Here is a 26,644-nt window from a genome sequence, read left to right as displayed (position 1 = left end):
CCGCCCCGACCCCGGGCCCGCCGACGCCCGCCGACGCCCGCCGACGCCCGTCGACCCCCGCCGGCCCGCCCCCGCGCACGCCGGGTGCCCCGCCGGTCCCCGTCCCCCTCGGCACCCCCGGGTACGGCCGGGCCCCCCGCGTACCCTCCCCGCACCCGGGGCCCCCGGTGCGGGGAGGTCCCCAGCCCCGCCGGGTACTCCCCGGCACGCCGCCGCCCCCGTACCCCGTCGCGCTGATCTGCGTACACCCCCGCCGCGTACAGTCCCAGGGTGGAAGAACAGAACCGGCATCACCGTCCCGGCTCGCCCGTTCGGTCCGGGATTCCGGAGCACGGGCGCATCCCCAAGTACTACGCCGTCAAGGCCCTCGTCGCCGACCTCCTCGACGACCTCGGCGAGGGCGGGCTGCTGCCCACCGAGCGGGATCTCGCCGAGCGGTACGAGGTGTCCCGCGAGACCGTGCGGCAGGCCCTGCGCGAGCTGCTGCTGGAGGGGCGGCTCCGCCGCTCCGGCCGCGGGACCGTCGTCGCCGGGCCGAAGCTCGAACAGCCCCTCTCCCTCGCGAGCTACACCGAGGGCGTACGGCGCCAGGGCCGCCGGCCCGGCCGTCACCTCATCGGGCTCGAGCAGTTCCCCTGCCCGCCCGAACTCGCCCCCGGCATCGGCGCCGAGCCCGGCGAGCCCGTCTGGCACCTGGAGCGCGTCCTGCTCGCCGACGACGAGCGGGTGGGCCTGGAGAGCACGTACGTCCGGGTGGCGCGGGCGCCCCGCCTCGACACCGAATTCCAGCCGGACTCCTCCTTCTACGGGTACCTCCTCGACCGGCTCGGCATCTCGTTCGGGGACGCCGACGAGAAGCTGGAGACCGTCCTCGCCACCCCCCGCGAGGCCCTGCTGATCGGCACCCCGCCGGCCCTCCCCATGCTGCTCATCCACCGGTTCTCCCGGGACCGGGACGGGCGTCCGCTGGAGCGGGTGCGTTCGCTCTACCGTGGTGACCGGTTCAGCTTCACGACCCACCTCCGCCCTGAGTAGCCCCGAGCGGATCACCGGTAAGGCGGCCCAAAAGGGACGTATTCACGACGCGTTCAAGTAACGAGAAGATAACGGGTCTAGTCCAGGCGTCGAGGGCTGTTCACCGTCCCGTCGTCACCGCGATCCCCCCGGTCCACGGGCCGCGACCACCGTGGAACGCGTGAGAGTCATAGTCGTCGGAGGCGGCGTGGTCGGCACCATGCACGCCTGGCAAGCAGTCGAACGCGGCCACGAGGTCGTCCAGATCGAGCGAGAGGCGGAGGCCCGAGGCGCGTCACTGCGCAATTTCGGCCAGATCTGGGTCAGCGGACGGGCCGGGGGCGAGGAGCTCGAGACCGCCCTGCGGGCCCGCGAGCTCTGGGAGCGGATCGGCGCGGAGGTGCCCGGCCTGGGCTTCCGCGCGATCGGCTCCCTCACCCCCGTCCGCAACGCCCGCGAGTACGCGGTCGCCGAGGCGGCCGCCGCCCGCCCCGACGCCGCCGCCCGGGGCTACGAACTGGTCACCGCCGAGGAGGCCCGGCGGATCAACCCCGCCCTGCGCGGCGCCTTCGAGGCCGCCCTGTGGTGCGAGCGGGACGCGGCCGTCGAGCCGCGCACCGCCCAGCTCCACCTGCGCGAAGCCCTCGAGGCGAGCGGCCGCTACACCTTCCTGCCCGGACGGGAGGTGCGCGAGGTCGTCGGCAACGGTGCCGTCCGCGACGACCACGGCGACGTCCACCAGGGCGACGCCGTCATCCTCGCCACCGGCGCCTGGCTGTCCGGACTCGTCCGCGAGCTGGTCCCCGGCCTGCCCGTGCGCCGCGTCCGGCTCCAGATGATGCAGACCGCCCCGCTAGGCGAGGAGCTCACCACCTCCCTCGCGGACGCCGACAGCTTCCGCTACTACCCCGCGTACCGGAGCGACGCGCTCGACGCCCTCAACGCCGAGCAGGCGCAGGCGCCGATCGCCGCCGCGCACAAGATGCAGCTGCTGATGGTCCAGCGCCAGGACGGGGGACTGACCATCGGTGACACCCACGAGTACGAGCACCCCTTCGCGTTCGACACCCGCGAAGACCCGTACGCGTACCTCACCGAGGTCGTCGAGTCCTTCCTGGGCCGCCCGCTGCCGGAGATCCGGCGCCGCTGGGCGGGCGTGTACGCGCAGTGCACCGACACCACCCGCGTCGTCCACCGCCAGCAGGTGGCCGACGGCGTATGGCTGGTGACCGGACCCGGCGGCCGCGGGATGACCTGCTCGCCCGCCATAGCCGAGACCACCGCGAACGAACTGGGCTGGTAGAGAACATGAGCGACAGCAGCATGAAGAACGCGTCCCGCAACCTCGTCGTCCTCGACATGGCCGGCACCACCGTCGCCGACGGCGGCCTCGTCGAGCGCGCCTTCGAGCGCGCCGCCGAACGCATCGGCGTCGAGCCGGGCACCACCGAGCACGCGGCCAAGCTCCAGTACGTCCGCGACACCATGGGCGAGTCGAAGATCTCCGTCTTCCGCCACCTCTTCGGCACGGAGGAGACGGCCCGGCGCGCCAACTCCGCCTTCGAGGAGGCGTACGGCGAGCTCGTCGACGGCGGGCTCATCGCCGCGGTCCCCGGCGCCCGCCGGGCCATCGAGAAGCTCCGCGCCGACGGCCGCACCGTCGTCCTGACCACCGGCTTCGCCCGCGTCACCCAGGACGCCATCCTCGACGCCCTCGGCTGGCAGGGCCTGGCCGACCTCACCCTCTGCCCCGCCGACGCGGGCGGCCGCGGCCGGCCCTACCCCGACATGGTGCTCGCCGCGTTCCTGCGCACCGGCGCCGCAGACGACGTACGGGAGGTCGTCGTCGCCGGCGACACCGCGTACGACATGCTCAGCGGCCGCCGCTCCGGCGCCGGGACCGTGGCCGGCGTCCTCACCGGCGCCCACGACCTCGCCGCGCTCACCGAGCACGGCGCGACCCACGTCCTCGACTCGATCGCCGAACTGCCCGCGGTCCTGATGGAGTCGCCGTGAGCGGCATCCGCTTCGAGGGCGTCAGCGTCGCGTACGGCGGCAACACCGTGCTCGACCGGCTCGACCTGACCGTCGGGCCGGGCGAGGTCATGGCGCTGCTCGGCCCCTCCGGCTCGGGCAAGACCACGGCGCTGCGCGCGGTCGCCGGTTTCGTACGGCCCTCCGCGGGCCGGGTGCTGATCGGCGGCCGGGACGTCACCGCGCTCCCGCCGCACAAGCGCGGCATCGGCATGGTCGTCCAGCAGTACGCGCTCTTCCCGCACATGCGGGTGGAGGACAACGTGGCGTTCGGCCTCAAGGCGCAGAAGGCCCCCAAGGCCGAGATACCCGGGCGCGTCGCCGAGGCGCTGGAGATGACCGGCATGGCGGCGTACGCCAAGCGCTACCCGCGCGAGCTCTCCGGCGGGCAGCAGCAGCGCGTGGCGATCGCACGGGCGCTGGCCATCCGGCCCGGGGTGCTCCTGCTCGACGAGCCGCTGTCCGCGCTCGACGCGCAGCTGCGCTCCGGGATGCTCGCCGAACTGGCCCGGCTGCACCGCGAACTGCCCGACGTGTCGATTCTGTACGTCACGCACGACCAGGTGGAGGCCCTGACCCTCGCCGACCGGATCGCGGTCATGGACAAGGCGCGGCTGCAGGACTGCGGCACTCCGCAGGAGCTGTACCGGGCGCCGCGCACCGAGTTCACCGCGTCGTTCGTCGGCAACGCGAACCTGCTGCCGGTCACCGTCGCCGACTCGGGGGCGCTCTTCGCCGGGCGGGTGCTGGAGCTGGACCGCGGGCAGGCGGCGCCGGGCGCGAGCGCGACCCTGTGCGTACGGCCGCACCTGCTCGGCCTCGGGGCCGGGCCCAACGCGCTGACCGGCACGATCACCGAGGTGCAGTGGCGGGGCTCGACGCACCGGCTGTACGTCGACGTCGACGGCCACCGCGTCAAGGCGGACCTGCCGGAGCTGCGCGAGACGCCCGCGCTGGGCGACCCGGTGACGCTGCACTTCGAACCGCGCGACGCGGTCCTGCTGTCGGCGGGGGTCTCCGATGGCTGAGGTCCCCGCCCCGGCCGCCACGACCGTCCCGCAGCAGACCCGCCCCGGGCACCGGGCCGGGGCCCGGCACCGGAACAAGACCCAGACCGTACGAAGCTTCGCACCGGGCCGTCCCGACGGCCCGGGCGGAGCCCCGGGCGGCTTTGCGGCCCCCGCCTCACGGGCGCCCCGTACCGTGCCCGGCTGGCTCTGGTCAGTACCGCCCGTGGCTGTGCTCGCGCTGGTCTTCCTCTACCCGCTCGCGCTGGTCGTCCAGCAGTCCCTCACGCCCGAGAACGGCGGCGGCGCCTTCGACGCGTACACCTCCGTCCTCGGCTCCCACGCCTTCCGCGAGGCGCTCGGGACCACGGTCTGGCTGGCCGCCGGCGCCACCGTCGGCTGCCTCGCCCTCGGCTTCGTGCTCGCGCTGATCATCGCGTTCGTGTCCTTCCCCGGGGCGCGCGGCGTCGCGAAGTTCATCGACGTCTTCCTCTCCTTCCCCTCCTTCCTCATCACCCTCGCCCTCCTCTTCATCTACGGCACCGTCGGCATGGCCAACGGGCTCTGGACCGACGCGACCGGCGCCGCCGAGGGGCCGTTCCGCTTCCTCACCACGCCGTGGGGGGTGCTGCTCGCGGAGATCACGTACTTCACGCCCTTCGTGATGCGTCCGCTGCTCGCCGCCTTCTCCCAACTCGACACCGCGCAGCTCGAAGTGGCCTCCTCGCTCGGGGCGAAGCCCGCCCGGATCATCCGGCGCGTGATCCTCCCCGAGGCCCTTCCGGCGCTCGCCGCCGGCGGCAGCCTCGTCCTGGTCATGTGCCTGAACGAGTTCGGGATCGTCCTGTTCACCGGAGCCAAGGACGTCACCACGCTCCCGATGCTCATCTACGGCAAGGCGATCCTCGAATCCGACTACTCGGCCGCCTGCGTGGTCGCCGTCGTCAACATCGTGATCTCCGTGGGCCTGTTCGGCCTCTACCGGGTGGTGAGCAAGCGTGCTGGTGCATAGCAGGACCGGCCGCTGGGCCGCCCGGGGCCTGTTCGGGCTCCTCTTCCTTCCCCTCTTCGCACTGCCGCTGCTCGTGGTGGTCGCCGCGTCCTTCTCCACCCACTGGTCGGGCGCCTTCCCCTCCGGCCCGACCACCGAGAACCACGCCTCCGCAGTACGGGGCGAATCCCTCCGGGCGCTGACCACCTCGCTGGTCACCGCCCTCGTCGCGAGCCTGCTCGCGCTCACCGTCGGCACCTGGGCCGCGCTGGCCGCAGCCGGGCTGAAGAAGCGTGGACGGCATTGCCTGGACGCCCTGTTCATGCTGCCGGTCGCCGTGCCGTCCGTGGTCGTCGGCCTCGCCGTCCTGGTCGCCTTCAGCAAGCCCCCGCTGCTGCTCAACGGCACCAGCTCAGTCGTGATCCTGGCGCACACGATTCTTGTCACGGCGTTTGCCCACCAGTCGGTTTCCGCCGCCATCGTTCGTCTCGACCCCGCGTACGAACAGGCGGCGGCCTCCCTGGGCGCCCGTCCCGCGTACGTGCTGTGGCGGGTCAAGCTCCCCCTCCTGCTGCCGTCCCTGACGGCGGCCGCCGGACTCTGCTTCGCCCTGTCCATGGGCGAGCTGAGCGCCACGATGATGCTCTACCCGCCGGACTGGACGCCCCTCCCGGTCCGGATCTTCACCGCCACCGACCGCGGTTCGCTCTTCGGCGGCTCCGCCGTCGCCGTGGTCCTGATGACCGCCACCCTGCTGGTCCTCCTGGCCGTCTCCCGCATCCGCACCAGGGCCACCTACCGCTGACTCCCTTTTCCCCGTAAGGAAGTTCCATGTCCAGCAACCTCGCAATCGCCCCCAGCCGTCGCCGCTTCCTGCGCATCACCGCCTCCGTCACCGGCAGCCTCGCCCTCGCCGCCGGCCTCACCGCCTGCGGCGGCTCGTCCTCCGACGGGTCCAAGGGCGGCGAGAAGACCGTCACCGTCTACAGCGCCGACGGCCTCAAGAGCGACAAGGGCGACGGCTGGTACGACAAGGTCTTCGCCGACTTCACGAAGAAGACCGGCATCGAGGTCAAGTACGTCGAGGGCGGCTCGGGCGAGATGGTGCAGCGCGCCGTCCGCGAGAAGACCAACACCCAGGCCGACGTACTGGTCACCCTGCCGCCGTTCATCCAGCAGGCGGACGGCAAGGGTCTGCTCCAGGCCTACGAGCCGCAGGGATCCGACAAGGTCAACGGGGCGAACAAGGCCGCCGACGGCAAGTGGACCTCGGTCGTCAACAACTACTTCGGCTTCGTCTACAACAAGAAGGAACTCGCCGAGGCGCCCAGGACCTGGGAGGAGCTGCTGGACGGCGAGTACAAGGGCAAGCTCCAGTACTCCACCCCGGGCGTCGCGGGCGACGGCACCGCCGTCCTCATCAAGGCGATGCACGACTTCGGCGGCAAGGAGCCGGCGCTGGAGTACCTGAAGAAGCTCCAGGCCAACAACGTCGGCCCGTCCTCCTCCACCAGCAAGCTCGCGCCGAAGACCGACAAGGGCGAACTGCTCGTCGCCAACGGCGACGTCCAGATGAACTTCGCGCAGTCCAAGTCCATGCCGAACCTGGGCATCTGGTTCCCCGCCAAGGACGCCGGCAAGCCGACCACCTTCGCCCTCCCGTACGCGGCCGGCCTGGTGGACAAGGCCCCGCACACCGAGAACGGCAAGAAGCTCCTCGACCACCTGCTCAGCGAGGACGCCCAGAAGCTGGTCAGCGAGGTCGGCGGCGGCTTCCCCGCGCGCACCGACGTCAAGCCGACCGACGCCAACGCCGTCGAACTCACCAAGCTGATGACCGGTGTCGAGGTCTTCGAGCCGGACTGGGCCGACATCGACAAGAACCTCGCGGGCTACGTCGGCGCGTGGAAGTCGGCAACCGGAAGCTGACCGGTTGCCTCCTGGTCACCCACGACCAGGAAAGTGACGCTTGCATAACGGGTCTGGACCGAAGACCGCACCTTCGGTCCGGGCCCGGCGCACGTCCACGCACTTCGCGGCGTACGCCCTCAGGTACGCCCCAGGCAAGTCCACCTGCGCCTTCCCCACGATCACTCCCGGAGGAGTACGTGCCCACTGTCCTGTCAGGACGCGCCCTCGCCGTGACCGCCACCGCCACGGCCCTGCTCGCCACCGCCCTCACTGCGCACGCCGCCACCGCCGAAACGGCCGCCACCACCACTGCGACGATCACCGGCAAGGTCCTCGTCATCGGCATCGACGGCACGGTCCTGGACCGCGTCAAGGCCGCCGACGCCCCCCACCTGCAAGGCCTGATGGCCCAGGGCCTGACCGCGAAGAGCACCCTCTACGCGAACCCGATGGCCGCCACCTCCTCGGGCCCCGGCTGGTCCACCATCGCCACCGGTGTCTGGCCCGACAAGCACGGCGTGAAGGACAACACCTTCACCGGCCGGAACCCCACGGCCCACCCCGACTTCCTGACCCGCATCGAGAACGCCAAGCCGTCGCTCAACACGTACGCGGCCGCCGACTGGGAGCCCATCACCTCCACCGACGCGGGCGGCCCGATCTTCTCCGCCAAGGTCGACAAGCGCCTCAGCCTCAAGGGTGACCGTGACGGCTACGGCACCGAGGACCCGAAGATCGCCGCCGCGGCCTCCGCCGAGCTGCGCGATCAGAACCCGGACGCCGCGTTCGTGTACTTCGGCCAGGTCGACGGCGCCGGGCACTCCTACGGCGCCGCCAGCCGGCAGTACCTCGACGCGATCGGCCGCGTCGACGCGATGGTCGGCCAGCTCCTCACCGCCGTCCAGAACCGCCCCACGTACGCCCAGGAGAACTGGAAGATCCTGGTCACCACCGACCACGGGCACACCGACGCCGGCGGCCACGGCGGCTCCACCATCCAGGAGCGCGGCACCTTCGTCATCGCCAAGGGCGGAGGCATCCCGGCCGGTTCGGTCCGCGCCGACGTCAAGCTCGTCGACGTGGCGGCCACCGCCCTCGCGCAGGTCGGCGTCGACCCCGGCTCCGCGATCGACGGCATCCCGCTGAACGCCCCCGGCGACAACGACCCGTTCGACACCCTGCGGCCGAACCTCCAGGGTCGCGTGGACGAGACGGGCATCCCCGCGGGCGTCAAGGGCTTCACGCACACCCCGCCGGCCGGCTGGGCGGTCGACAACTCCAAGATGGGCACCGGCGGCGTCACCGAGTGGGCCGGCTGGGCCTTCGCGACCGACGAGTTCTGGAGCCAGGCCCAGCGTGACCAGTGGCGCGAGCTGAACGTCCGCTCCCGCGACGTGTTCGCCGTCGCCGACTCCGACGAGTGGGACGACAAGTCCCACACCGGCTCCTACGACTCCACCCTGATCACCCCCAAGTGGGCGGTCACCGGCGGTACCACGAGGAACCTGACCTTCCAGACCCACTACCACCACGAGGCCGGCCAGACCGCCCAGGTCCTGGTCTCCTACGACGGCGGTACGCCGACCGTCGTCAAGAACTACACCGCCGACGCGGTCGCCAGGTCGGAGTCCCTGGGCCTCCAGGTCCCGGCCGGCGCCACCGACGTCCAGATCCGCTTCCGCTACGCCGGCACCAACAACTGGTACTGGACCGTCGACAACGTCGAGCTCGGCTGATCCAGACCCCCGCGTTCCGGGCTGTGGACGCCCGCAGCGTCCATGGCCCGGCCCCGATAGGGTGGTTCAGACCAGCGGTCACCGGCCGAAGGTGACAGGTCAGAGTCACGGCCACCGAGAGCGGAGAACAGTCCAGTGGCAGAGCGCAAGCCGATCGAATCCTGGCTCACCGACATGGACGGGGTCCTGATCCACGAGGGCACCCCGATCCCGGGCGCCGATGCCTTCATCAAGCGGCTGCGCGAATCCGGCAAGCCCTTCCTGGTCCTGACCAACAACTCCATCTACACCCCGCGCGACCTCCAGGCCCGGCTGTCCCGTATGGGCCTCGACGTCCCCGTCGAGAACATCTGGACCTCGGCGCTCGCCACCGCCAAGTTCCTCGACGACCAGCGGCCGGGCGGCACCGCGTACGTCATCGGCGAAGCCGGCCTCACCACCGCCCTGCACGACATCGGCTACATCCTGACCGACCACGAGCCCGACTACGTCGTCCTGGGCGAGACCCGGACGTACAGCTTCGAGGCGATGACGAAGGCGGTCCGCCTGATCAACGCCGGCGCCCGCTTCATCTGCACCAACCCCGACGAGACCGGCCCCTCCACCGAGGGACCGCTCCCGGCCACCGGCGCCGTCGCCGCGCTGATCACCAAGGCGACCGGCAAGCGGCCGTACTTCGCCGGCAAGCCCAACCCGCTCATGATGCGGACCGGCCTGAACGCCATCGGCGCGCACTCCGAGAGCAGCGCGATGATCGGCGACCGCATGGACACCGACGTCCTGGCCGGGCTCGAGGCCGGCATGCAGACCTTCCTCGTCCTGACCGGACTGACCTCCGCCGCGGACACCGAGAAGTTCCCCTACCGCCCGACCAAGACCGTCGACTCCATCGCCGACCTGGTCGATCTCGTCTGATCCGAACGGGTCAAGCCCGCGGCGCTCCGGATGCGGAGCGCCGCGCCGCGCGTGAACCTCTTTGTTGAGGAGGTTCACCATGCGCAGTGCTCTGATCGCTCTCCGTGTCACCGGGGTGGCCGTCGCCCTGACGGCGCTCACCGCCGTGTCCGCGCCCACCGTTCTCGCGGCGGGCGAGGAGAACCGCGGCGGCGTCTCGGTCGATCCGCACCAGGCCGAGCCGGGGGCGCAGGTCAAGCTGCGCGTCCGCGGATGTGAGGACAGATGGGCGTCCGCCAGGTCCGCCGTCTTCGTGTCGGAGGTCCACCTGTCGTCCGGCCGCGACGGGGACAGGACGCTGACGGGCGACGCGATGGTCAGCTCCACGGCCCAGCCCGGCTGGCACGACATCCGGGTGAAGTGCGACGGGGGTGAGGACCGCGTCCGCGGCTCCATCGAGGTCGTCCGCCGGCGCGACGGCCACGAGAAGGACCGTGACAAGGAGCGCGAGAAGGAGCACGACCGGCCGAATCCCCACCGGTCTCCCGTCTGGCCCGTCCACGCGGGCGGCGGCGGCATGTCCGCCGAGCTCGCGGCGCAGGAACAGGCCGCGGCCGCCAAGAAGAACCACGGGGGCGACGGCCCCGGCCTCCCGCACACCGTGATCGGCGCCGTGCTCGCCACCGCGGCCACCCTGGCCGTCGCGTTCCGGGCGCTGACGCTGCGCCGGCGCCGCAGCGGCGAGTGAGGGCCCGCCGGTGACGGGCTCGGGGGAGCCCAGGTCCTCCGGCGGCGGGCGGCTGCTGACCTTCGCCGCATGGTCCGTGCTGGTGCTCGGCCTGTGGCTGTGGGGCCGCGAGATCACCGGCGTCCCGCCGAGCCCGTCCGCCGCACCGGCGGGCGGATCGTCGATCCCGGTCCCGGGGCTGCCCGTCGCGCACGCGCCGCTGGCGGCGTCCGTGCCGGCACGGGTCGACGTGCCGTCGATGGGCATCCAGGCGCCGGTGATCTCCCGCGGCCTCGATGCCCAGGGCGCCGTCGATCCGCCGCCGTTCGACCGCCCCGGCACGGTCGGCTGGTGGGGCGGCGGCGCCAAGCCGGGCGAGGCCGGGGCCGCGCTGCTCGTCGGGCACGTGGACACGGCCTCGAAGCCGGCGGTGTTCTACGGCCTGAGCTCGGCACGCCCGGGCGGCACGGTGCGCGTGGTGCGGATGGACGGTTCGGTCGCCGAGTTCACGATCGAGGACGTACGGGTCTACGAGCGGGCCCGCTTCGACGCGCACCGCGCCTACGGTCCGCGGGTCCCCGGCCGGGCCGAGCTGCGCCTGGTGACCTGCGGGGGAACGTACGACAAGGCGGCCAAGGAGTACACGGCGAACGTGGTCGTCTCGGCCTACCTGACGGGCACGACCCCGCCCCCGGGGCCGGGTACGGGCGCACGTACCGGCGCGGGCGGTGGCGCCGGAGCGGGAGTCCGGTCCGGCGCGGCGGCGTGAGGCGACACGCGCACGGTCGCGCGCACCCGCCCCGGCACCGCCGGACGTCCGGTCCTCGACCGTGCGGCGCGCCCGGGCCGCGGGAGGAGTCCGGGGACCGGCGCAGGAGGCCCCCGCCACCCTAGGGCCGGGCGGCACGACGAAAAAGCCCCTCGCAGCTTTCGCTGCGAGGGGCTTTTCCTGTCTGTGCGCCGCCAGGGACTCGAACCCCGGACCCGCTGATTAAGAGTCAGCTGCTCTAACCAACTGAGCTAGCGGCGCTTGCTGACAGGGAAAACTCTACCCCACCTCGAGTGGTGCTCGTGACCAGCCGCGCCCGCCTTGTCCGATTAACCCATGTTTAAGGGGTTTATCGTGCACGATATGTCTGGGCCGAACCGAATCTGATGCCCCGACAGATGCGTGGCCCGCCGGACCAGCGACGAGCAGGGGAGTGGACGGAACCGCATGACGATCCAGCCGCCGATGCATGTGCAGATGCCTGCACCCATGCCTGCAGCGATGCCGATGCCCGTTTTCGAGGAGTACGAGCCCGCAGGCGACTGCGCCTGCCTCGGCTGCACGCAGCGCCGTCGTGCCCTCGCCCGCGCACGGGCCATACCGCTCCGTGACGGCGGCCACCCGGCCGCCCGCGGGACCCGCCGGGCGCTGGTGCTGGCCACCGCGGCGGGCGTGGTCCTGAGCGGTGGCGGCTCGGCCGCACTGGCGGCGGCCACCCCGGTGGCCGGCCCGGAGCCGGTCTCCCTGGACACCCCCGCCCCCGACGCCCCCGACGCCGACATCCCCGGCTCGCCGCAGGGCGGCCGGTCCCCGCTGCACGGGCGCCCGGCACCGGCCAAGCCGGCGGGTCTGCCCGGGGCGCCGTCGGCCGTCAAGCGGATCGACCGGACGTCGATCATCACCCGGGCGAAGCTGTGGCTGGACGCGCAGGTCCCGTACAGCATGTCCGCGTACTGGTCCGACGGCTACCGGCAGGACTGCTCCGGCTACGTCTCGATGGCCTGGAACCTTGGTACGAACGAGTGGACCGGCAGCCTCGACAAATTCGCCACCAAGATCACCAAGGAGGAGCTGCTGCCGGGCGACATGCTGCTCTTCCACAACCCGTCGAACCCCACCAACGGCTCGCACGTGGTGCTCTTCGGCGGGTGGGTCGACGAGACGCGCACGCACTACGTCGCGTACGAGCAGACCCGCCCGACCACGCGGAAGGGGACCACCCCGTACGGCTACTGGACCAACGCGACGAAGTACGTGCCGTACCGGTTCAACGGGGTGACGGGCGGCATCGCGGAGCCGGACCCGGCGACCGACCCGAAGCCGGCGGTCCCGACGGTCTTCCCCGGCGCCACGCAGTTCGGGCCGGGCGCGAACAACGAGTACGTCGCCCAGCTGGGCCGGATGCTGATCGACCGCGGCGGCCGCCGCTTCTACCCCAAGGGCGCGAGCAAGGCGTGGAGCGACTCCGACCGGCTGGCCACCCAGGCCTTCCAGACCGCCCAGGGCTGGACGGGCGCGGACGCCGACGGGATCCCGGGCGCGCACACCTGGCAACTGCTCGTCGAACACAAGGGCAATGACATCCGGCCCACGGTGGACGCCGCACCGGGCCCCGCCGGGGTGCCGGCCTATCCGGGGCCGTCGGCGTTCCGCCCCGGGTCCACCCACCCGTTCATCGCCGTCCTGGGCCGCCAGCTGGTGAAGAAGGGCTTCGGCAAGAACCACCCGTCCGGCCCGGGGGGCCGCTGGAGCGAGGCCGACCGCCGCGGCGTCGAGGCCTTCCAGCGCGCCCAGGGCTGGCGCGGCGCCGCGGCCGACGGCTACCCGGGCCCGGAAACCTGGCGCCGGCTGTTCGCATGACGGAGGCAACGATGTACCCCACGCACACCACCTCGACGACGGGCACCTTCCGCGTCCCCTCCGCGGCAGCCACGCCCCCGCCCGCCCCCCAAGCCCCGGCCCTGCGGGGCACCGGCAACCTGTACCCGACCCCACCCCACCCGCTGCGCGTCACCGCCGTGCTCACGGATCCGCTCCCGGACACGGCGCAGGCAGCTCCGACGGCCGGGCTTCCGGCCGCGGACCCCGTCGTCCCGGACTCCGGGCAGGCCGCTCGGGTGGCCGGGGCAGCGGCGGACCTGCCTGCGCACCCGGCCGGGGCGGGGGCCGAGCCTCCCGCCGAGACCTTGCGGCTCGTGGCTCCGCTCCCGCACGCGGCGCAGGCCGCTCCGGCTGCGGGCCCGCTCTCGTACGCCGCTCAGGCCGGCCCCGGGGCGGGGTCTCCGGGCATGGTGGCCGGGGTGGCGGATTCCGGCCGGCGGGGGTGGGTTGCCGGGACTCCGGCCAGGCTGGTGGCCGCGCCACGCGAGGTCGCCCTGCCGCACGGGCGCCCGGCGGCGGACGCCGCCCGGAGCGAGGTCCCGGCGGCCCGGAACCGGGCCGAGGCCGAGCCGGTGCCCGCACTGGCCGGGGCCGTCGACCGCGCCGAGTCCGGCGGGGGCCCGTACCGCCACGAACCCGATCCGCTGGTCTGCGTACCGGCCCCGGCGGGGCCCGGCCCGGACGAGGCCGCACACACCGGCGTGGCCACCCTGCGCCTGCGCGGCTTCGGCGGCGGGGGCGAGCCGCCGCCCCCGCACGGGCAGGTCTGGCCGCCTGCCGGTCCCGAGGCGGATGCCGGGACCGAGCCGGTGACGGACCGCCCCGCACAGCGGTACGGCGAGGCGTGGCCGCCCGCCGGTCCCCAGGCCGAGCTCGAGCCCGAGCCCGAGTCCGAGCCCGAGGCCGCGGCACACGGTCGCGCCCCCGCGTACGGCGTGGCCGACCCCGAGGCCTACCCGGAGGCCGGCCCCCAGCCGGCGCACCTGCACGGGCAGATCGGCCCCCAGGCCGGCTCCGACTCCGCGCACCCGCACGGCCAGGCCGGCCTCCAGGCCGATCCCGAGCCCGTCCACGCGTCCGGCCAGGCCGGCCTCCGAGCCGCCTCCGAGTCCGCCCACGGGCACGCGCACGGGCACGGCACAGCAGGGACCGGGGTGCCGTACGGCCCGGCCGAACCGGCCGCCGCAGTGCCCGCCGCAGTGCCCGGACCCGCGGTCGCGGACATCGTCGCGCAGGCCGTGGCCCGCGGGATGGGCGCGGAGCGCCAGGAGCCCGACACGCAGGAGCTGCCGCGCACCGCGCCCGCCCGCGGGACCGCGGTCACCGAGGTGCCGGTGCACCTGCCGTTCCCCGGGGAGTCCCGGCCGGCCCGAGCCCAGGCCCGGCCCCCGGCCGCCGCCCCCGCCGCCGTGCAGCGGTCCCGTGCCGCCCGTCCCGCCCCCGGCCGCCGGGTCCCGCGCGGCGACGACCGGCTCAGGGAGCACCGCGGGCCCGTACTGCCCGGCTGGGTCGGCGTCGGCGTCGGAGGGCTCGCCCTCGCCGGATGCCTGGCGGTGCTCTGGCGGGCCGGGGCGGTGCCGGCCACCCTCGTGGCCGCGTTCGGCGCGACCCCCCGCGCCTACGAGGGGCTCCGCGCCACCCACTGGCCGCCGCTCGCCTTCCTCGGCATCGTCGCGCTGCTCGCGCTCGGCGGACTGGGCCGCGCCAAGGCAGGCCACGCCTGGGTGCTGACCCTCTTCGGCCGCTACCGCGGCACGGTCCGCCGTACCGGCCTCACCTGGGTCAGCCCGCTCCTCCTGCGCCAGCGCGTCGACGTCCGGCTGCGGCACTGGCGCAGCGAGCCCATGCCGGCCGTGGACTCCGGGGGCCTGGCCCTGCGGGTCGTCGTCCAGGTCGTCTGGCAGGTCAAGGACACCGCCCGGGCCACCCTCGCCGTCGAGGACCACACCGACTACCTCGCCGAGCAGGTCGAATCCGCGATGGCCCGGGTCCTGTCCCAGCTGCCCGCCGATGCCTTCCACGACGACGCCCCGACGCTGCGCGACGCCGAGGCCGTCGGCGACGCGCTGACCCGGATGCTCGCGACCGAGACCGAGGCGGTCGGGATCGAGGTGTACTCGGCCCAGCCGACCCGGATCGAGTACGCCCCCGACGTCGCCGAGGCGATGCGGCGGCGCCGGGTCGCGGCCATCGACGCCAAGCACCGGGACACGGTGCTGACCTCGATCGTGGACGCGGTCGACGACACCGTCCACCGGCTGACCTCACGCGGGCTGGTCGAACTCGACGACTACGAGCGCAAGGCCCTCGTGAAGGACCTCACCGTCGCCTTCTACACGGGGCGCCCGGAGTAGGGCGGAGCGAGGGACACGGATCGCATACGGAACGGGTGGCCGGAATCGACCGGACCACCCGTTCCCCCATTGGTCTGGACATGGCCAACTTCCGTCCATAGTCTGGTACTTGGTCTAGACCTGAATCCCCACGCTCGACCCCACGCGTGCGCACGCTCTCGCCGAACTCCCCCCACGTTCAAGGAGCATCATGCGTCCCCTTCGCATGCCCGTTCACCTGCCAGGACGAGCCGGCGCCGCTGCGCTCGGCCTGGGTGTCGTCGCCTCCCTGGCGCTCCTCACCGCCCCCGCCGCCAGCGGCCACGGCTACACGGACACCCCCATCAGCCGCCAGAAGCTCTGCGCCAACAAGACGGTCTCCGACTGCGGCCCGGTCCAGTGGGAGCCGCAGAGCGTCGAGGGCTACAAGGGCTTCCCGGCCGCCGGTCCGGCGGACGGGCAGATATGCGCCGGCGGCCACAGCGAGTTCGCCCAGCTCGACGACCCGCGCGGTGGGACCTGGCCCACCACCAAGGTGACCAGCGGGCAGAGCTACGGCTTCCGGTGGCAGTTCACCGCCAACCACTCCACCACCGACTTCAAGTACTACGTCACCAAGAACGGCTGGGACCCCACCAGGCCGCTCACCCGCGCCGCCCTCGAGTCCCAGCCCTTCCTCACCGTCGCCTACAACGGCGCCCGGCCGCCCATGACCACCGTCCACCAGGGCACCATGCCGAGCGGCAAGACCGGCCGGCACATGATCCTGGCCGTCTGGACGGTCAACGACACGGCCATGGCCTTCTACGCCTGCTCCGACGTCCAGTTCTGACCTTCCATTCCGACCTTCAATTCTGACGGGACGTCAGCTAGCCTCCGGCGGCATGCGGACGACACCCGAAACCGTCGCGGAGCTCATCGCACGCCAATGGGGCGACCACAGGCCCGGGCTGCAGTACGGCGGCAGCACGCACACCGCCGTCCTCAGCCGCCACCGGACCGCCCAGGCGGCCGCCGCGCGCGCCGCGCTGCTCGTCGACCTGCTGCCGGCGGACGCGGAACCGCACATCGGGGTGCTGCTCGACAACACCCCCGAGTTCCCGTTCTGGCTCGGCGCGGCGGCCCTCGCCGGGGCCGCCGTCGCCGGGATCAACCCCACCCGGCGCGGCCCGGAGCTCGCGCGCGACGTCCTGCACACCGACTGCCGGATCCTGGTCACGGAGCGCGCCCACCTGCCGCTGCTGCGCGGCCTCGACCTGCCGGGCGTACGCATCCTCGTGACCGACACCGAGGAGTACGCGGACCTGCTCGCCCCGTACGCGGCCGCGAAGCCGGGCGAGGCGGTGATCGGCACCCCGGGCCCCGGCTCCCGCTACCTCCTCTACTTCACCTCGGGCTCGACCGGCGCCCCCAAGGCCGCCCTGTGCAGCCAGGGCCGGATCGCCGCCGCCGGCGACTCCCTGGCCCGCCGGTTCTCGGTCACCCCGGACGACGTCCACTACATCTGCATGCCGCTCTTCCACGGCAACGCGGTCATCGCCGACTGGCTGCCCGCCCTCGCCGGGAGCGCGTCCGTGGCGCTGCGCCCCCGGTTCTCCGCCTCCGCGTTCCTGGACGACGTCCGCGCGTACGGGGCGACGTACTTCACCTACGTCGGCCGGGTCGTCCAGTACCTGCTGGCCACCGAGCCCCGCCCCGACGACCGCGTGCACAGCCTGCGCCTCGGCTTCGGCACCGAGGCCGGCGCGGTGGACGCGGCCCGCTTCGCCGAGCGGTTCGGGGTCCGGCTGGTCGAGGGGTACGGGGCCACCGAGGGCGGGGCCTCCGTTCAGCGGACCCCGGACACCCCGCCGGGCGCCCTGGGCCGGGCGGGGGCCGGGGACGACCTGGCCGTGATCGATCCGGAGACGGGCGCCGAGTGCCCGCCGGCCGTCCTGGACGCGCAGGGCCGCCTCCTGGGCGGCTCCGCGGCGATCGGTGAGCTGGTCAACCGCGGCCGGAGCCTGTTCGAGGGCTACTGGCGCAACCCCGAGGCGGAGGCCGCGCGGACCCGGGAGGGCTGGTACTGGACGGGCGACCTCTTCTTCCGCGACGCGGCCGGGTTCCTCTACTTCGCGGGCCGCACCGACGACCGGCTGCGGGTCGACAGCGAGAACCTCGCCGCCGCGGTGATCGAGAACATCCTGGCGCGCTGGTCCCCGGCGGCCGCGGTCGCCGTGTACGCGGTGCCGGACGAGGCGGCCGGCGACCAGGTGATGGCGGCGGTCGCCCTCGAGGAGGGGGAGCGGTTCTTGCCGGAGGCCTTCTCCGCGTTCCTGGCCGCCCAGCCGGACCTGGGCACGAAGATGTCCCCGCGCTACGTCCGGATCGTGGAGTCCATGCCGACCACGGCGACGAACAAGGTCCACCGGGTCGCGCTGCGCCGGGCCGGCTTCCGCTGCCCGGACCCGGTCTGGTGGTCCCCGCCCGGCACTGCCGGCTACCGCCTCCTGGGCCCGGCCGATCTCTCCGGGCTGCTCGCGGCGTACGCGGCCCACGGCCGCGACGAGCTCCTGGAGCGCTGATCCGCGGGCCGCGGGTATGGGTTTTGAGCACCCCTGAGGAGCAGGTAGTATTTTCTCTGTCAGGCGCCGCTAGCTCAGTTGGTTAGAGCAGCTGACTCTTAATCAGCGGGTCCGGGGTTCGAGTCCCTGGCGGCGCACCTGTACTTCGGGCGGTTTCCGGTTCACCGGGAACCGCCCGAAGTGTTTCCGGGGCTCCTCTGCCGTCTCCCGCCGTTCCCGCCGTGAGATCCGCCGGCAACGCCCGACCGTGACCGTTGTCACAGGGTGAGCGAAAGAAGCAGCGGCGCTGCCTTCCGGTTCAGCGCGTCCGCGGCGGCCCGCAGCCGGTGCGCGTGCTCGACGGGCATCGACAGGGCCAGGCAGCCCACCGAGGCCCCGGCCGTGATCGGTACCGCGGCGCAGACGGTGCCCACCGCGTACTCCTGCAGGTCCAGCACCGGCACCGTGGCCGGCTGGGCGTCCAGCTTGGAGAAGAGGATCCGCTCGTTCACGATCGTCTTCGACGTGAGCCGGGCGATCTTGTGCCGCGAGAGGTGGTCGCGCCGCCCGTTCTGGTCGAGCTGCGTCAGCAGGCACTTGCCGACCGCGCTGGCGTGCGCCGCGGAGCGGAAGTCGACCCACTCGTGCACCTTCGGGGTGCGCGGGCTGTCCGCGAACTGCGTGATCTTCACTTCGCCGTCCACGTACCGGCTGATGTAGACCGCCGCGCCCACCGAGTCCCGCAGCCGGTCCAGGGTGTCCTGCAGCTTGTTCTGGAGGGCTTGCTGCCTGTCTATGCCTGAGCCGAGCAGGACCAGGGAGTCCCCTATGGCATAGGCGCCGTCCGCCACCTGGAGGACGTACCCCTCACGGCGCAGCATGAGGAGCATGGGGGCGAGATGGACCGCGGGCAGGCCGGTCTCACGCGCGATCTGTACATCGGTCACACCGCCGGTATGGCGGGCGATCGTTTCGAGTACGCGCAGGGCGTACTGCACCGAGTGGAACGGCGCGGTCGGCTCGGGCTTCAGCGCCACGGTTTTCCCCCTAGCAGGTTGTTACCGCTTGCCCTACCACGATAGCCATCAAGAGGCCCATGTGGAGCGCCTGTTGATGAGATTGATGGCGCAATCAGGTCCCCTAGCCTGTGTCTAATCCGGTGGCATATGCCAAGGTCACGCTTGCTGTCCCGGGATGCCGGGAATGGCCGCAGGCCGCCGATGGTTCGAGTTCTTCGTACGGACGGCGAACCGAGACGGGAGCGACTATGAGTGACACCGGGGACGCGGGCCGGGCTGCGGACGGGGACGGCCCCGGAGATCCGGTCCGGGGTGCGGTACGCGGCCGCGCGCCGGTGCCGCTCTCGGTGCTCGACCTCGTCACGGTCGGCAGCGGCAGCACCGCCCACGACTCCCTGCGCACCAGCGTCGCGATCGCCCGGCTCGCCGAGTCCCGCGGGTACCACCGCCACTGGGTCGCCGAACACCACTCCATGCCCGGGGTGGCCAGCTCCTCCCCGGCGGTGATCCTGGCCCACCTCGCCGCCCACACCTCCCGCATCCGGCTCGGCTCGGGCGGGGTCATGCTGCCCAACCACGCTCCGCTCGCCGTCGCCGAGCAGTTCGGCACGCTGGAGGCGCTCGCCCCGGGGCGGATCGACCTCGGGCTCGGCCGCGCGCCCGGCACCGACGGCCGCACGGCCGCGGCCCTGCGCGGCCCCGGCCGCCTCGACGAGGCGGCGCAGGAGTTCCCCCGGCAGCTCGTGGAGCTGACCCGCTTCCTCGACGACGACTTCCCCGACGGGCACCCGTACGCCCGTGTCCACGCGGTGCCCGGCCCCGTGCAGGGCCCCGCCGGGCGGCCGCCGCTGTGGCTGCTCGGGTCCTCCGGGTTCAGCGCCCGCCTCGCCGCCGAGCTCGGCCTGCCCTTCGCGTACGCCCACCACTTCTCGGCGGCCGGCACCCTGCCCGCGCTGGACCTCTACCGGCAGGCCTTCCGCCCCTCGGCGGTACTGGACGCCCCGTACGCCGTGATCGGGGTCGCGGCGCTGGCCGCCGACACCGACGGGCAGGCCCGCGCCCAGGTGCTCACGGGGGCGCTGTCGATGCTGCGGCTGCGCAGCGGCCGGCCCGGGCTGATCCCGACGCCCGAGGAGGCGGCGGCGTACGCCTTCTCCCCACCGGAGCGGGAGTTCGTGGACGGCTGGCTCGCGAACGTCGTCCACGGCACCCCCGACGAGGTGGCCGCAGGGCTCGACGACCTGGCCAAGCGCACGGGCGCCGACGAGCTGATGCTGACTTCCAACGCGCACAGCGGCGCAGCCCGGTTGCGCTCCTACGAGCTCGTCGCAGATGTGTACGGGATGCCGGTGGAGGCGCCGCGAGCTGCTTGATCGCGTGCGAACGCAGTTCGGCTGGTTTGTTGCCGAAACCTTGCGCGAGGGTGCCCTAAGGCACCCTTAAACCGCTCGTCACCCGGGGTGGCGGGCGGTTTCTGCTGTGCTTGCAGGCCTCTGACAAGGGGATTTGCGTGGCGAATGGTCTAGTCCTTCTTTGGTCCAAACCATTGACGCGACCCTCGGGTGATCGCTATCTCTTCTCCCACCCGAACCTCTTGCTCTCCCCTCCCACCCCCCGGAGGCAGTTCATGCACTTCCGTAAACCCCTCCTCGCGGCCGCCGCCACGGCCGCGCTGGCCGCCGGAACGCTGGCCGGCTTCGCGGGGCTCGGCACCGCACAGGCCGCCGGTGCGGCCACCGCCGCGGGCGCAGGCGGCAACGTCAAGATCGCGTACTACGACCAGTGGAGCGTGTACGGGAACGCCTTCTACCCCAAGCACCTCGACACCCGCGGCATAGCGGGCAAGCTGGACGTCATCAACTACTCGTTCGGCAACATCCACCCCACGAACCTCACCTGTTTCGAGGCGAACAAGGCGGCGGGCGACGACAACAACCCCAATGCCGGTGACGGCGCGGGTGACTCGTACGCCGACTACCAGAAGTCCTTCGGCGCGGCGGACAGTGTCAGCGGCGTCGCCGACAAGTGGGACCAGCCGATCGTCGGCGTCTTCAACCAGTTCAAGCAGCTCAAGGCCAAGTACCCGAACCTGAAGATCAACATTTCGATCGGCGGCTGGACGTACTCGAAGTACTTCAGCGACGCGGCCAAGACCGACGCCTCCCGCAAGAAGCTGGTCTCCTCCTGCATCGACCAGTACATCAAGGGCAACCTGCCGGTCGAGGGCGGCTACGGCGGCCCGGGCACCGCGGCCGGCATCTTCGACGGCATCGACATCGACTGGGAGTACCCCGGCTCCTCCGGCGGGCACCTGGGCAACCACTACGCCCCCGAGGACAAGCAGAACTTCACGCTCCTGCTCAAGGAGTTCCGCGAGCAGCTCGACGCGTACGGCGCGGCCAACGGCGGCAAGAAGTACCTGCTGACCGCGGCGCTCCCGGCCGGCCAGGACAAGATCAAGTACATCGAGACGGACAAGATCGGTTCGTACCTCGACTACGCGAACATCATGACGTACGACATGCACGGCGCCTGGGACGGCGACGGGCCCACGTACCACCAGTCCCCGCTGGACAACTCGGCGGCCGACCCGACCGACCCGATCGCGCCGGGCACCCAGAAGTACGGCATCAAGAACGCCATCGACTCCTGGATCGACGGCAACGCGGCGTACGGCATCGCGGGCGGCTTCCCGGCGGGCAAGCTGACGCTGGGCTACGAGTTCTACTACCGCGGCTGGAAGGGCGTCCCCGCCGGGACCGCGGGCGGCCTCGCCCGGAGCGCGACCGGCCCCTCCGCGGCCCGGCCCACCAGCCAGCAGGCCGGCATCGCCAACTACAAGGAGCTCGGCGGGATCGTCGACAACCCGGCGACCACCTTCTGGGACGACCAGGCGAAGGCCTCGTACTTCTACAAGGACGGCGAGTTCTTCACCGGCCTGAACCAGCGGTCCGTCCAGGCCCGCGTCGACTACGGCAAACAGCGCGGCCTGGCCGGCGCGATGATGTACTCCCTGCTCGGCCTGGACGACAAGACCACGCTGCTCAACCAGATCTCGGACGCCCTCGGCGGCACCACGCAGCCCCCGACGACTCCGCCCACCACGCCCCCGACCACCCCGCCGACCACTCCTGCGACGACTCCGCCGACCACGCCGCCCACCTCGGGCTGCCCGGCGCCGGCGTACGTCGCGGGGACCGTCTACACCGGCGGCAGCGAGGTCTCGCACAAGGGCCACAAGTGGAAGGCCCAGTGGTGGACGCAGAACGAGGAGCCCGGCACGACCGGTGAATGGGGTGTCTGGAAGGACCTCGGCGCCTGCTGATCTCCCCCCACCCCGCGCCGAGCGGCAGCCCGCCCCGTACCCCTGCACAGGAGGGGTACGGGGCGGGCGTGCTCCAGCGCAGACGGGGTCAGGCTCCGGGGCGGGTGCCGATCATCTCGGCGATCAGCTCCGGGGCCACCGCCCGCGAGTACAGCCAGCCCTGGCCCGTGTCACAGCCGACGCGGCGCAGCCGGGCCGCCTGGCCGGCCGTCTCCACGCACTCGGCCGTCACCGTCAGGCCCAGCCGGTGCGCGAGCTGCACCAGGGCCTCGACGATGGTCTCGTCGGCCGGGTTCGGATGGGTGCCCTCGTCGTAGCGGAAGCCCTGTACGAAGGAGCCGTCCAGCTTCAGCACGGACACCGGGAGCCGGCTCAGGTACGCCAGGTTCGAGTACCCCGTGCCGAAGTCGTCGATGGCGATGCGCACCCCCATGTCGCTCAGCGCCTGGAGGGCCTGCAGCGGCCGTCCCGCGGAGCCCATCACCGCCGACTCGGTCAGCTCCAGCTGGAGCAGCTGCGGGGCCAGCCCGGTCTCGGCCAGGATCTCCGCCACGTCGCCGACCAGGTCCGAGTCCCACACCTGCCGGACCGCCACGTTGACGGAGACGAAGACCGGGCAGTCGCTCGGCTGCTCGATCTGCCAGCGCCGGGCCTGCCGGCAGGCGGTCCGCAGCACCCACCGCCCCAACTGGACGATGGAGCCGTCCTCTTCCGCAATTCCGATGAACCGATTCGGCGTCAGCGTGCCGAACTGCGGGTGGTTCCAGCGGACCAGCGCCTCCACCCCGCGCACCGCACCGCTCTCCAGGTCCACGAGCGGCTGGTACTCGAGCGCGAACTCGCCCCGTTCCACGGCCGGCCGCAGCGTCGAGCTGAGCGCCTGGCGGGTCATGCGATGCGCGTTGCGCTCCGGGTCGAACAGCGTCCAGCGGGCCTTGCCGTCCGCCTTCGCCCAGTACAGGGTCGTGTCCGCGGCCTGCATCAGCCCGGTCGCCGAAGTCCCGTCCGTGGCCCGCTCCACCACGCCGATCGACGCCGAGACCGACAGCCGCTGCCCGGCCAGGTCGAACGGCTCCTGTACGGCGGCCAGTACGCTGCGCGCCAGGTCGGCGAGCTGCTCGGTGCCGGTGGAGTCCTCGACCAGCAGGGCGAACTCGTCGCCGCCGAGCCGCGCCACGAGGTGCCCGCCCGTGCGCCCGTACCCGGACTGGTCGGCGCACTGGGTCAGCCGGGCCGCGACGGCGGTCAGCAGCCGGTCCCCGACGCGGTGGCCGAGGGTGTCGTTGACGGCCTTGAACCCGTCGAGGTCGAGGTAGCACAGGCCGATCCGCCCCGTGCCTCCCTGCTCGTACGAGGAGGCCTCCAGGGCGGCGGAGAGCCGCTCGAAGAACAGCGCCCGGTTGGGCAGCCGGGTCACCGGGTCGTGCATCTGGAGGTGCCGCAGCCGGGCCTGGAGGTCGCGGCGGTCGCTGATGTCGGCGACGGACAGCAGCACGTCCCGGGTCCCGGGCACGGGCCCGAGGGTGACCTCGGTCCACAGCGAGTGCCCGTCCGGGTGTTTGAGCCGGCGGGTGCAGCGGAGTCTGGCCTGCCGGCCGCGCAGCACCTCCTGGTAAGCCTGCCAGGTACGGGCCTCGGCGCCCAGGTCGACCAGGTCGGCCGCGCACTGCTCGACGAGCGCGTGCGGCTCGGTGCCCAGCAGCCCGGCCAGCGCCGCGTTGGCGGCGACGACGTAGCCGGAGCGGTCGACGACGGCCATCGCCAGGTGGGCCGCGTTGAAGGCGGCCCGGTAATCATGCAGTTCGGACTCGGTGCGGGGCGGCGACGTCGGCACGGCCGGCACTGCTTGGTGACGCTCCGTAATGGCCGATCGGATGCTGTCGGCCGCCGAACCGGTTCCCTCTGAGGTTCCGCTCACCGTTGGCTCCCGCAGTGCTCGTGAGTGTCCGTGCAGGAAAGTGTGCCGATCATAGAGGCACCGTACGGCCCTATCCAGCGGCGTCGCCGTGCGGGGCACGGGACTTCGGCGTGCTGACGCCCCGCCGGGCGGATCCCGGGCGATCGTTTCTGCACGGCTCTGAGCAGCGGAAGTCTCCTGCTGATCTCCCGTGATCGGTCGTGACGTTCTGTAGGCGTGTGGGTGAACCCCGTGGGTCACCGGCTTGCCGTAGTGCTCACTCTTGTGGGGCAGCGGAACAGGGCATTAGTAAGACAATCGCCCCAAGGTGGAACGAGATGGCACGAATCCACCACCGGAGGTCGATGTGGCGCGACAGCAGACACCCGGGGGAGTGGAACGCTCCCGCATGAGAAGCACGGCGGCCGCGCTCACCTCCCTGACGGCGCTCGCCGCCATGTCGCTCGTCGCGGGTCCCGCGGTCGCCGTTCCGGGGGCCGCGCCGTGCGCCCTGACCCGTACGTCCGCGCACCACTCCCTCGGCCTGGACAGCTGGAACCGCGCCTACCCCAAGCCGGAGCGCACCCTCGACGCGGTCATGGTCTTCCTCTCCTTCCCCGACCACCGGGCCACCCTGACGACCGAGCAGCTGACCGGCGACTACTTCCCCGCGACCGGCGACTTCTTCGAGCGGGCCTCGTACGGCAGGTTCCGGCTGGTCCCGCACCCGCAGAAGCAGTGGATCCGGATGCCCAAACCGTCCACGGCGTACGGGATACAGCGCGACTGGGCGTCGCAGGACCGGGCCGCGTACCTGCGGGACGCGGTCGCCGCCGCCGACCGGGAGGTGGACTTCTCCCGGTACGACGTCGTGTACTTCGTCGCCGACCCGGACGCGCCCGGAGTGGATTCGGACGCCACCAAGGTCGTCAACTTCGACCGGCCGATCAGGGCGGACGGGACGGACCTGCGGCGGATCGTGACCGTCTTCGAGCGGCACCCGCCGGACCGGAACGTGCTGGCGCACGAGACCGGGCACGTCTTCGACCTGCCCGACCTCTACCACCGGCCGACGGACGGCAAGGGCGACTGGGACACGCACGTCGGCGACTGGGACGTCATGGGCAGCCAGTTCGGGATGGCCCCGGACCTGTTCGCCTGGCACAAGTGGAAGCTCGGCTGGCTGGACGCGTCCCAGGTGGACTGCGTGCAGTCGGGCTCCTCGCTGCACACCCTGCTGCCGCTGGCCCAGGCCCCGGTGGCCGGCGCCTCGGGCGGGACCCGGCTCGCGGTGATCCGTACGGGGACCGGCAGTGCGATCGCCGTCGAGGCGCGGGGATCCGCCGGCAACGACGGGGACACCTGCACGGAGGGGGTCCTGGTCTACCGGGTGCGCAACGAGGCGGCGTCCGGCGGCGGGCCGATCGAGGTGCTCGACGGGCATCCGGACACGGAGGCCTGCTGGGACCGCTCGGTGTACCCGCCGCTGGCGGACGCGCCGCTCGAGGTGGGGCAGGCGTTCACGGTGCCGGGGGAGCGGATCAGGATCGAGGTGGCGGACCGCACTCCGTCGGGTGCGTACACGGTCAAGATCACCACGTAGCGCGTTCTGCCGGAACGCGCACCGGAACGCGCACCGGACACGAAGAAGGCCCCCACTTGCGTGAGGGCCTTCTTCCGTCTGTGCGCCGCCAGGGACTCGAACCCCGGACCCGCTGATTAAGAGTCAGCTGCTCTAACCAACTGAGCTAGCGGCGCTTGCTGACGAGGAAGACATTAGCAGGGAGACGGCCGGAAGGAAAAATCGATATCCGCAGCTCGGGCGGCGCGGACGTACGCCCACAGGAGTGCCTCGGGGCCGGGGAGCCAGGGGGCGCGGGTGTCGGGGGCGACGAGCCAGCGTGACGGCCCGGGGGTGGCGGCGAGCGGCGGCACGGTGACGGCGTCGCCGCGGCCGTGGCACAGGGGTGCGGGCGCCGAGCTGCCCCACTCTTCCCAGGCGAGCAGCGCGGGGAGCCGGTGGGCGGTCCCGGTGGCGGCGAAGAGCAGCATCCGCCCGCGGTGCACGGCGACCGGCCCCGAGCCGGGGCCTTCGGCCCGGAGCAGGTCGAGCATGCGGCGGCCGAGGACGAGCGGGACGTTGACGACGTCGAAGGCGGTCCCGCAGGGCAGGGTGGCGGGGGCGGTGGCCCGGGCCTCCCAGAGGGCGAGGGTGCTGTGCGGGTGCGCGGACGCGGAGGCGAGCCAGGCGGCGCCCTGGGGGGTGACGTGGGTGGCGGTGCGTGCGTCGTGTGTGGGGCAGGCGGGTGCCGTCGTCAGCGTCGTCATGCGGACCGGTCTACCGGGCGTAGTGATCCGGTTTCCGGGAGTTACGGAAAACCGGGACAGGGCGGGGGATGGTGGGCTATGTTGCGCCCCGCATATGCCAGGTGCGTCGTACGCCGCGGCCGCGGCGTGAGGGCGGAGCGAGGGCGGTGCGTAGCCGGTGAACCGGGCCCGCGGGCGAGCCGTGGCGGTCGCGAGTGCGTGCGTTCCGGAACTGTTCTAGCGTCGTATGAGCGGG

At 72.6% G+C, this 26,644-nt stretch carries 20 protein-coding genes, 3 tRNA genes and 1 pseudogene; 19 read left to right on the top strand and 5 right to left on the bottom strand.

The window, feature by feature from the left end; genetic code table 11:
- Window positions 1-270 precede the first annotated feature (270 nt).
- From IF09_RS0121030 to IF09_RS0120980, 11 genes are all read left to right on the top strand, one after another.
- Window positions 271-1,035: a GntR family transcriptional regulator gene (locus IF09_RS0121030; RefSeq protein ID WP_030297957.1), complete on the top strand. Its 765-nt coding sequence runs from the start codon at window positions 271-273 to the stop codon at window positions 1,033-1,035.
- 160 nt (window positions 1,036-1,195) lie between these two features.
- The gene (locus IF09_RS0121025) at window positions 1,196-2,317 is read left to right on the top strand and encodes a TIGR03364 family FAD-dependent oxidoreductase (protein ID WP_030297956.1); all 1,122 of its coding nucleotides are present in this window, start codon (window positions 1,196-1,198) and stop codon (window positions 2,315-2,317) included.
- 5 nt (window positions 2,318-2,322) lie between these two features.
- A complete protein-coding gene (locus IF09_RS0121020; protein WP_030297953.1) occupies window positions 2,323-3,030 on the top strand; it encodes a phosphonatase-like hydrolase in 708 nt (235 codons plus the stop codon).
- Window positions 3,027-4,076 carry an ABC transporter ATP-binding protein gene (locus tag IF09_RS0121015; protein WP_030297951.1) on the top strand — a complete coding sequence of 350 codons (1,050 nt, stop codon included), beginning with the start codon at window positions 3,027-3,029 and terminating at the stop codon, window positions 4,074-4,076. Before IF09_RS0121020 ends, IF09_RS0121015 begins: the two co-directional genes overlap by 4 nt.
- The gene (locus IF09_RS0121010; protein WP_078613369.1) at window positions 4,069-5,067 is read left to right on the top strand and encodes a 2-aminoethylphosphonate ABC transporter permease subunit; all 999 of its coding nucleotides are present in this window, start codon (window positions 4,069-4,071) and stop codon (window positions 5,065-5,067) included. The genes IF09_RS0121015 and IF09_RS0121010 overlap by 8 nt, the downstream gene beginning before the upstream one ends.
- Window positions 5,054-5,851 carry an ABC transporter permease gene (locus IF09_RS0121005; protein ID WP_030297947.1) on the top strand — a complete coding sequence of 266 codons (798 nt, stop codon included), beginning with the start codon at window positions 5,054-5,056 and terminating at the stop codon, window positions 5,849-5,851. The genes IF09_RS0121010 and IF09_RS0121005 overlap by 14 nt, the downstream gene beginning before the upstream one ends.
- 26 nt (window positions 5,852-5,877) lie before the next feature.
- Window positions 5,878-6,975: a 2-aminoethylphosphonate ABC transporter substrate-binding protein gene (locus IF09_RS0121000; RefSeq protein ID WP_051832708.1), complete on the top strand. Its 1,098-nt coding sequence runs from the start codon at window positions 5,878-5,880 to the stop codon at window positions 6,973-6,975.
- A 179-nt stretch (window positions 6,976-7,154) separates the two neighbouring features.
- Window positions 7,155-8,693, top strand: coding sequence for an alkaline phosphatase family protein (locus IF09_RS0120995; protein ID WP_051832707.1), 1,539 nt, complete (start codon window positions 7,155-7,157; stop codon window positions 8,691-8,693).
- Window positions 8,694-8,828: 135 nt separating this feature from the next.
- On the top strand, window positions 8,829-9,608 hold the full coding sequence (locus tag IF09_RS0120990) for an HAD-IIA family hydrolase (protein ID WP_030297937.1): 780 nt from the start codon (window positions 8,829-8,831) through the stop codon (window positions 9,606-9,608).
- A 79-nt stretch (window positions 9,609-9,687) separates the two neighbouring features.
- The gene (locus tag IF09_RS0120985) at window positions 9,688-10,335 is read left to right on the top strand and encodes a hypothetical protein (RefSeq protein WP_051832706.1); all 648 of its coding nucleotides are present in this window, start codon (window positions 9,688-9,690) and stop codon (window positions 10,333-10,335) included.
- Between the two features lie 10 nt (window positions 10,336-10,345).
- Window positions 10,346-11,083 carry a class F sortase gene (locus IF09_RS0120980; protein WP_051832705.1) on the top strand — a complete coding sequence of 246 codons (738 nt, stop codon included), beginning with the start codon at window positions 10,346-10,348 and terminating at the stop codon, window positions 11,081-11,083.
- A 187-nt stretch (window positions 11,084-11,270) separates the two neighbouring features.
- On the opposite strand, the gene IF09_RS0120975 is transcribed toward IF09_RS0120980, so the two are convergent.
- A tRNA-Lys gene (locus tag IF09_RS0120975) sits at window positions 11,271-11,344 on the bottom strand.
- A 240-nt stretch (window positions 11,345-11,584) separates the two neighbouring features.
- Here IF09_RS0120975 and IF09_RS0120970 point away from each other — a divergent pair.
- The 5 genes from IF09_RS0120970 (at window position 11,585) to IF09_RS0120950 (ending at window position 17,998) form a co-directional block, all read left to right on the top strand.
- On the top strand, window positions 11,585-12,943 hold the full coding sequence (locus tag IF09_RS0120970) for a peptidoglycan-binding protein (RefSeq protein WP_030297931.1): 1,359 nt from the start codon (window positions 11,585-11,587) through the stop codon (window positions 12,941-12,943).
- Window positions 12,940-15,318, top strand: coding sequence for an SPFH domain-containing protein (locus tag IF09_RS47105; RefSeq protein ID WP_234321093.1), 2,379 nt, complete (start codon window positions 12,940-12,942; stop codon window positions 15,316-15,318). The genes IF09_RS0120970 and IF09_RS47105 overlap by 4 nt, the downstream gene beginning before the upstream one ends.
- 217 nt (window positions 15,319-15,535) lie before the next feature.
- Entirely contained in the window at window positions 15,536-16,129 is a 594-nt protein-coding gene (locus IF09_RS0120960) for a lytic polysaccharide monooxygenase auxiliary activity family 9 protein (RefSeq protein WP_199920460.1), read from the top strand.
- 52 nt (window positions 16,130-16,181) lie between these two features.
- Complete coding sequence (locus IF09_RS0120955) at window positions 16,182-17,861, top strand: AMP-binding protein (protein ID WP_030297927.1); 1,680 nt, start codon at window positions 16,182-16,184, stop codon at window positions 17,859-17,861.
- 63 nt (window positions 17,862-17,924) lie between these two features.
- A tRNA-Lys gene (locus IF09_RS0120950) sits at window positions 17,925-17,998 on the top strand.
- A gap of 120 nt (window positions 17,999-18,118) precedes the next feature.
- Here IF09_RS0120950 and IF09_RS0120945 read toward each other — a convergent pair.
- Entirely contained in the window at window positions 18,119-18,877 is a 759-nt protein-coding gene (locus IF09_RS0120945) for an IclR family transcriptional regulator (protein WP_030297926.1), read from the bottom strand.
- A gap of 230 nt (window positions 18,878-19,107) precedes the next feature.
- Between IF09_RS0120945 and IF09_RS0120940 the strand changes: the two genes are divergently transcribed.
- Both IF09_RS0120940 and IF09_RS0120935 read left to right on the top strand, forming a co-directional pair.
- Window positions 19,108-20,232 carry an LLM class flavin-dependent oxidoreductase gene (locus IF09_RS0120940; RefSeq protein WP_030297924.1) on the top strand — a complete coding sequence of 375 codons (1,125 nt, stop codon included), beginning with the start codon at window positions 19,108-19,110 and terminating at the stop codon, window positions 20,230-20,232.
- Between the two features lie 254 nt (window positions 20,233-20,486).
- Window positions 20,487-22,184, top strand: a complete 1,698-nt coding sequence (locus IF09_RS0120935; RefSeq protein WP_030297922.1) for a glycosyl hydrolase family 18 protein — start codon at window positions 20,487-20,489, stop codon at window positions 22,182-22,184.
- A gap of 88 nt (window positions 22,185-22,272) precedes the next feature.
- Here IF09_RS0120935 and IF09_RS0120930 read toward each other — a convergent pair whose 3' ends face one another.
- Window positions 22,273-24,102, bottom strand: coding sequence for a putative bifunctional diguanylate cyclase/phosphodiesterase (locus IF09_RS0120930; protein WP_418953065.1), 1,830 nt, complete (start codon window positions 24,100-24,102; stop codon window positions 22,273-22,275).
- 388 nt (window positions 24,103-24,490) lie between these two features.
- On the opposite strand from IF09_RS0120930, the gene IF09_RS0120925 reads away from it, so the two are divergent.
- The gene (locus IF09_RS0120925) at window positions 24,491-25,684 is read left to right on the top strand and encodes a M6 family metalloprotease domain-containing protein (protein ID WP_078613367.1); all 1,194 of its coding nucleotides are present in this window, start codon (window positions 24,491-24,493) and stop codon (window positions 25,682-25,684) included.
- An 81-nt stretch (window positions 25,685-25,765) separates the two neighbouring features.
- On the opposite strand, the gene IF09_RS0120920 is transcribed toward IF09_RS0120925, so the two are convergent.
- Together IF09_RS0120920 and IF09_RS40440 are read right to left on the bottom strand one after the other, a co-directional pair.
- Window positions 25,766-25,839: transfer RNA gene (locus IF09_RS0120920), tRNA-Lys, on the bottom strand.
- Window positions 25,830-26,409, bottom strand: a pseudogene (locus IF09_RS40440) (hypothetical protein). The gene IF09_RS0120920 and the pseudogene IF09_RS40440 overlap by 10 nt, the downstream one beginning before the upstream one ends.
- Between the last annotated feature and the right edge of the window lie 235 nt (window positions 26,410-26,644).

Origin of the sequence: Streptomyces katrae, from assembly GCF_000717655.1 — a bacterium.
GTDB lineage: Bacteria > Actinomycetota > Actinomycetes > Streptomycetales > Streptomycetaceae > Streptomyces > Streptomyces katrae_B.
The sequence above is the reverse complement of the archived record's forward strand: the minus strand, read 5'-3'. Positions and strand labels throughout refer to the sequence as shown.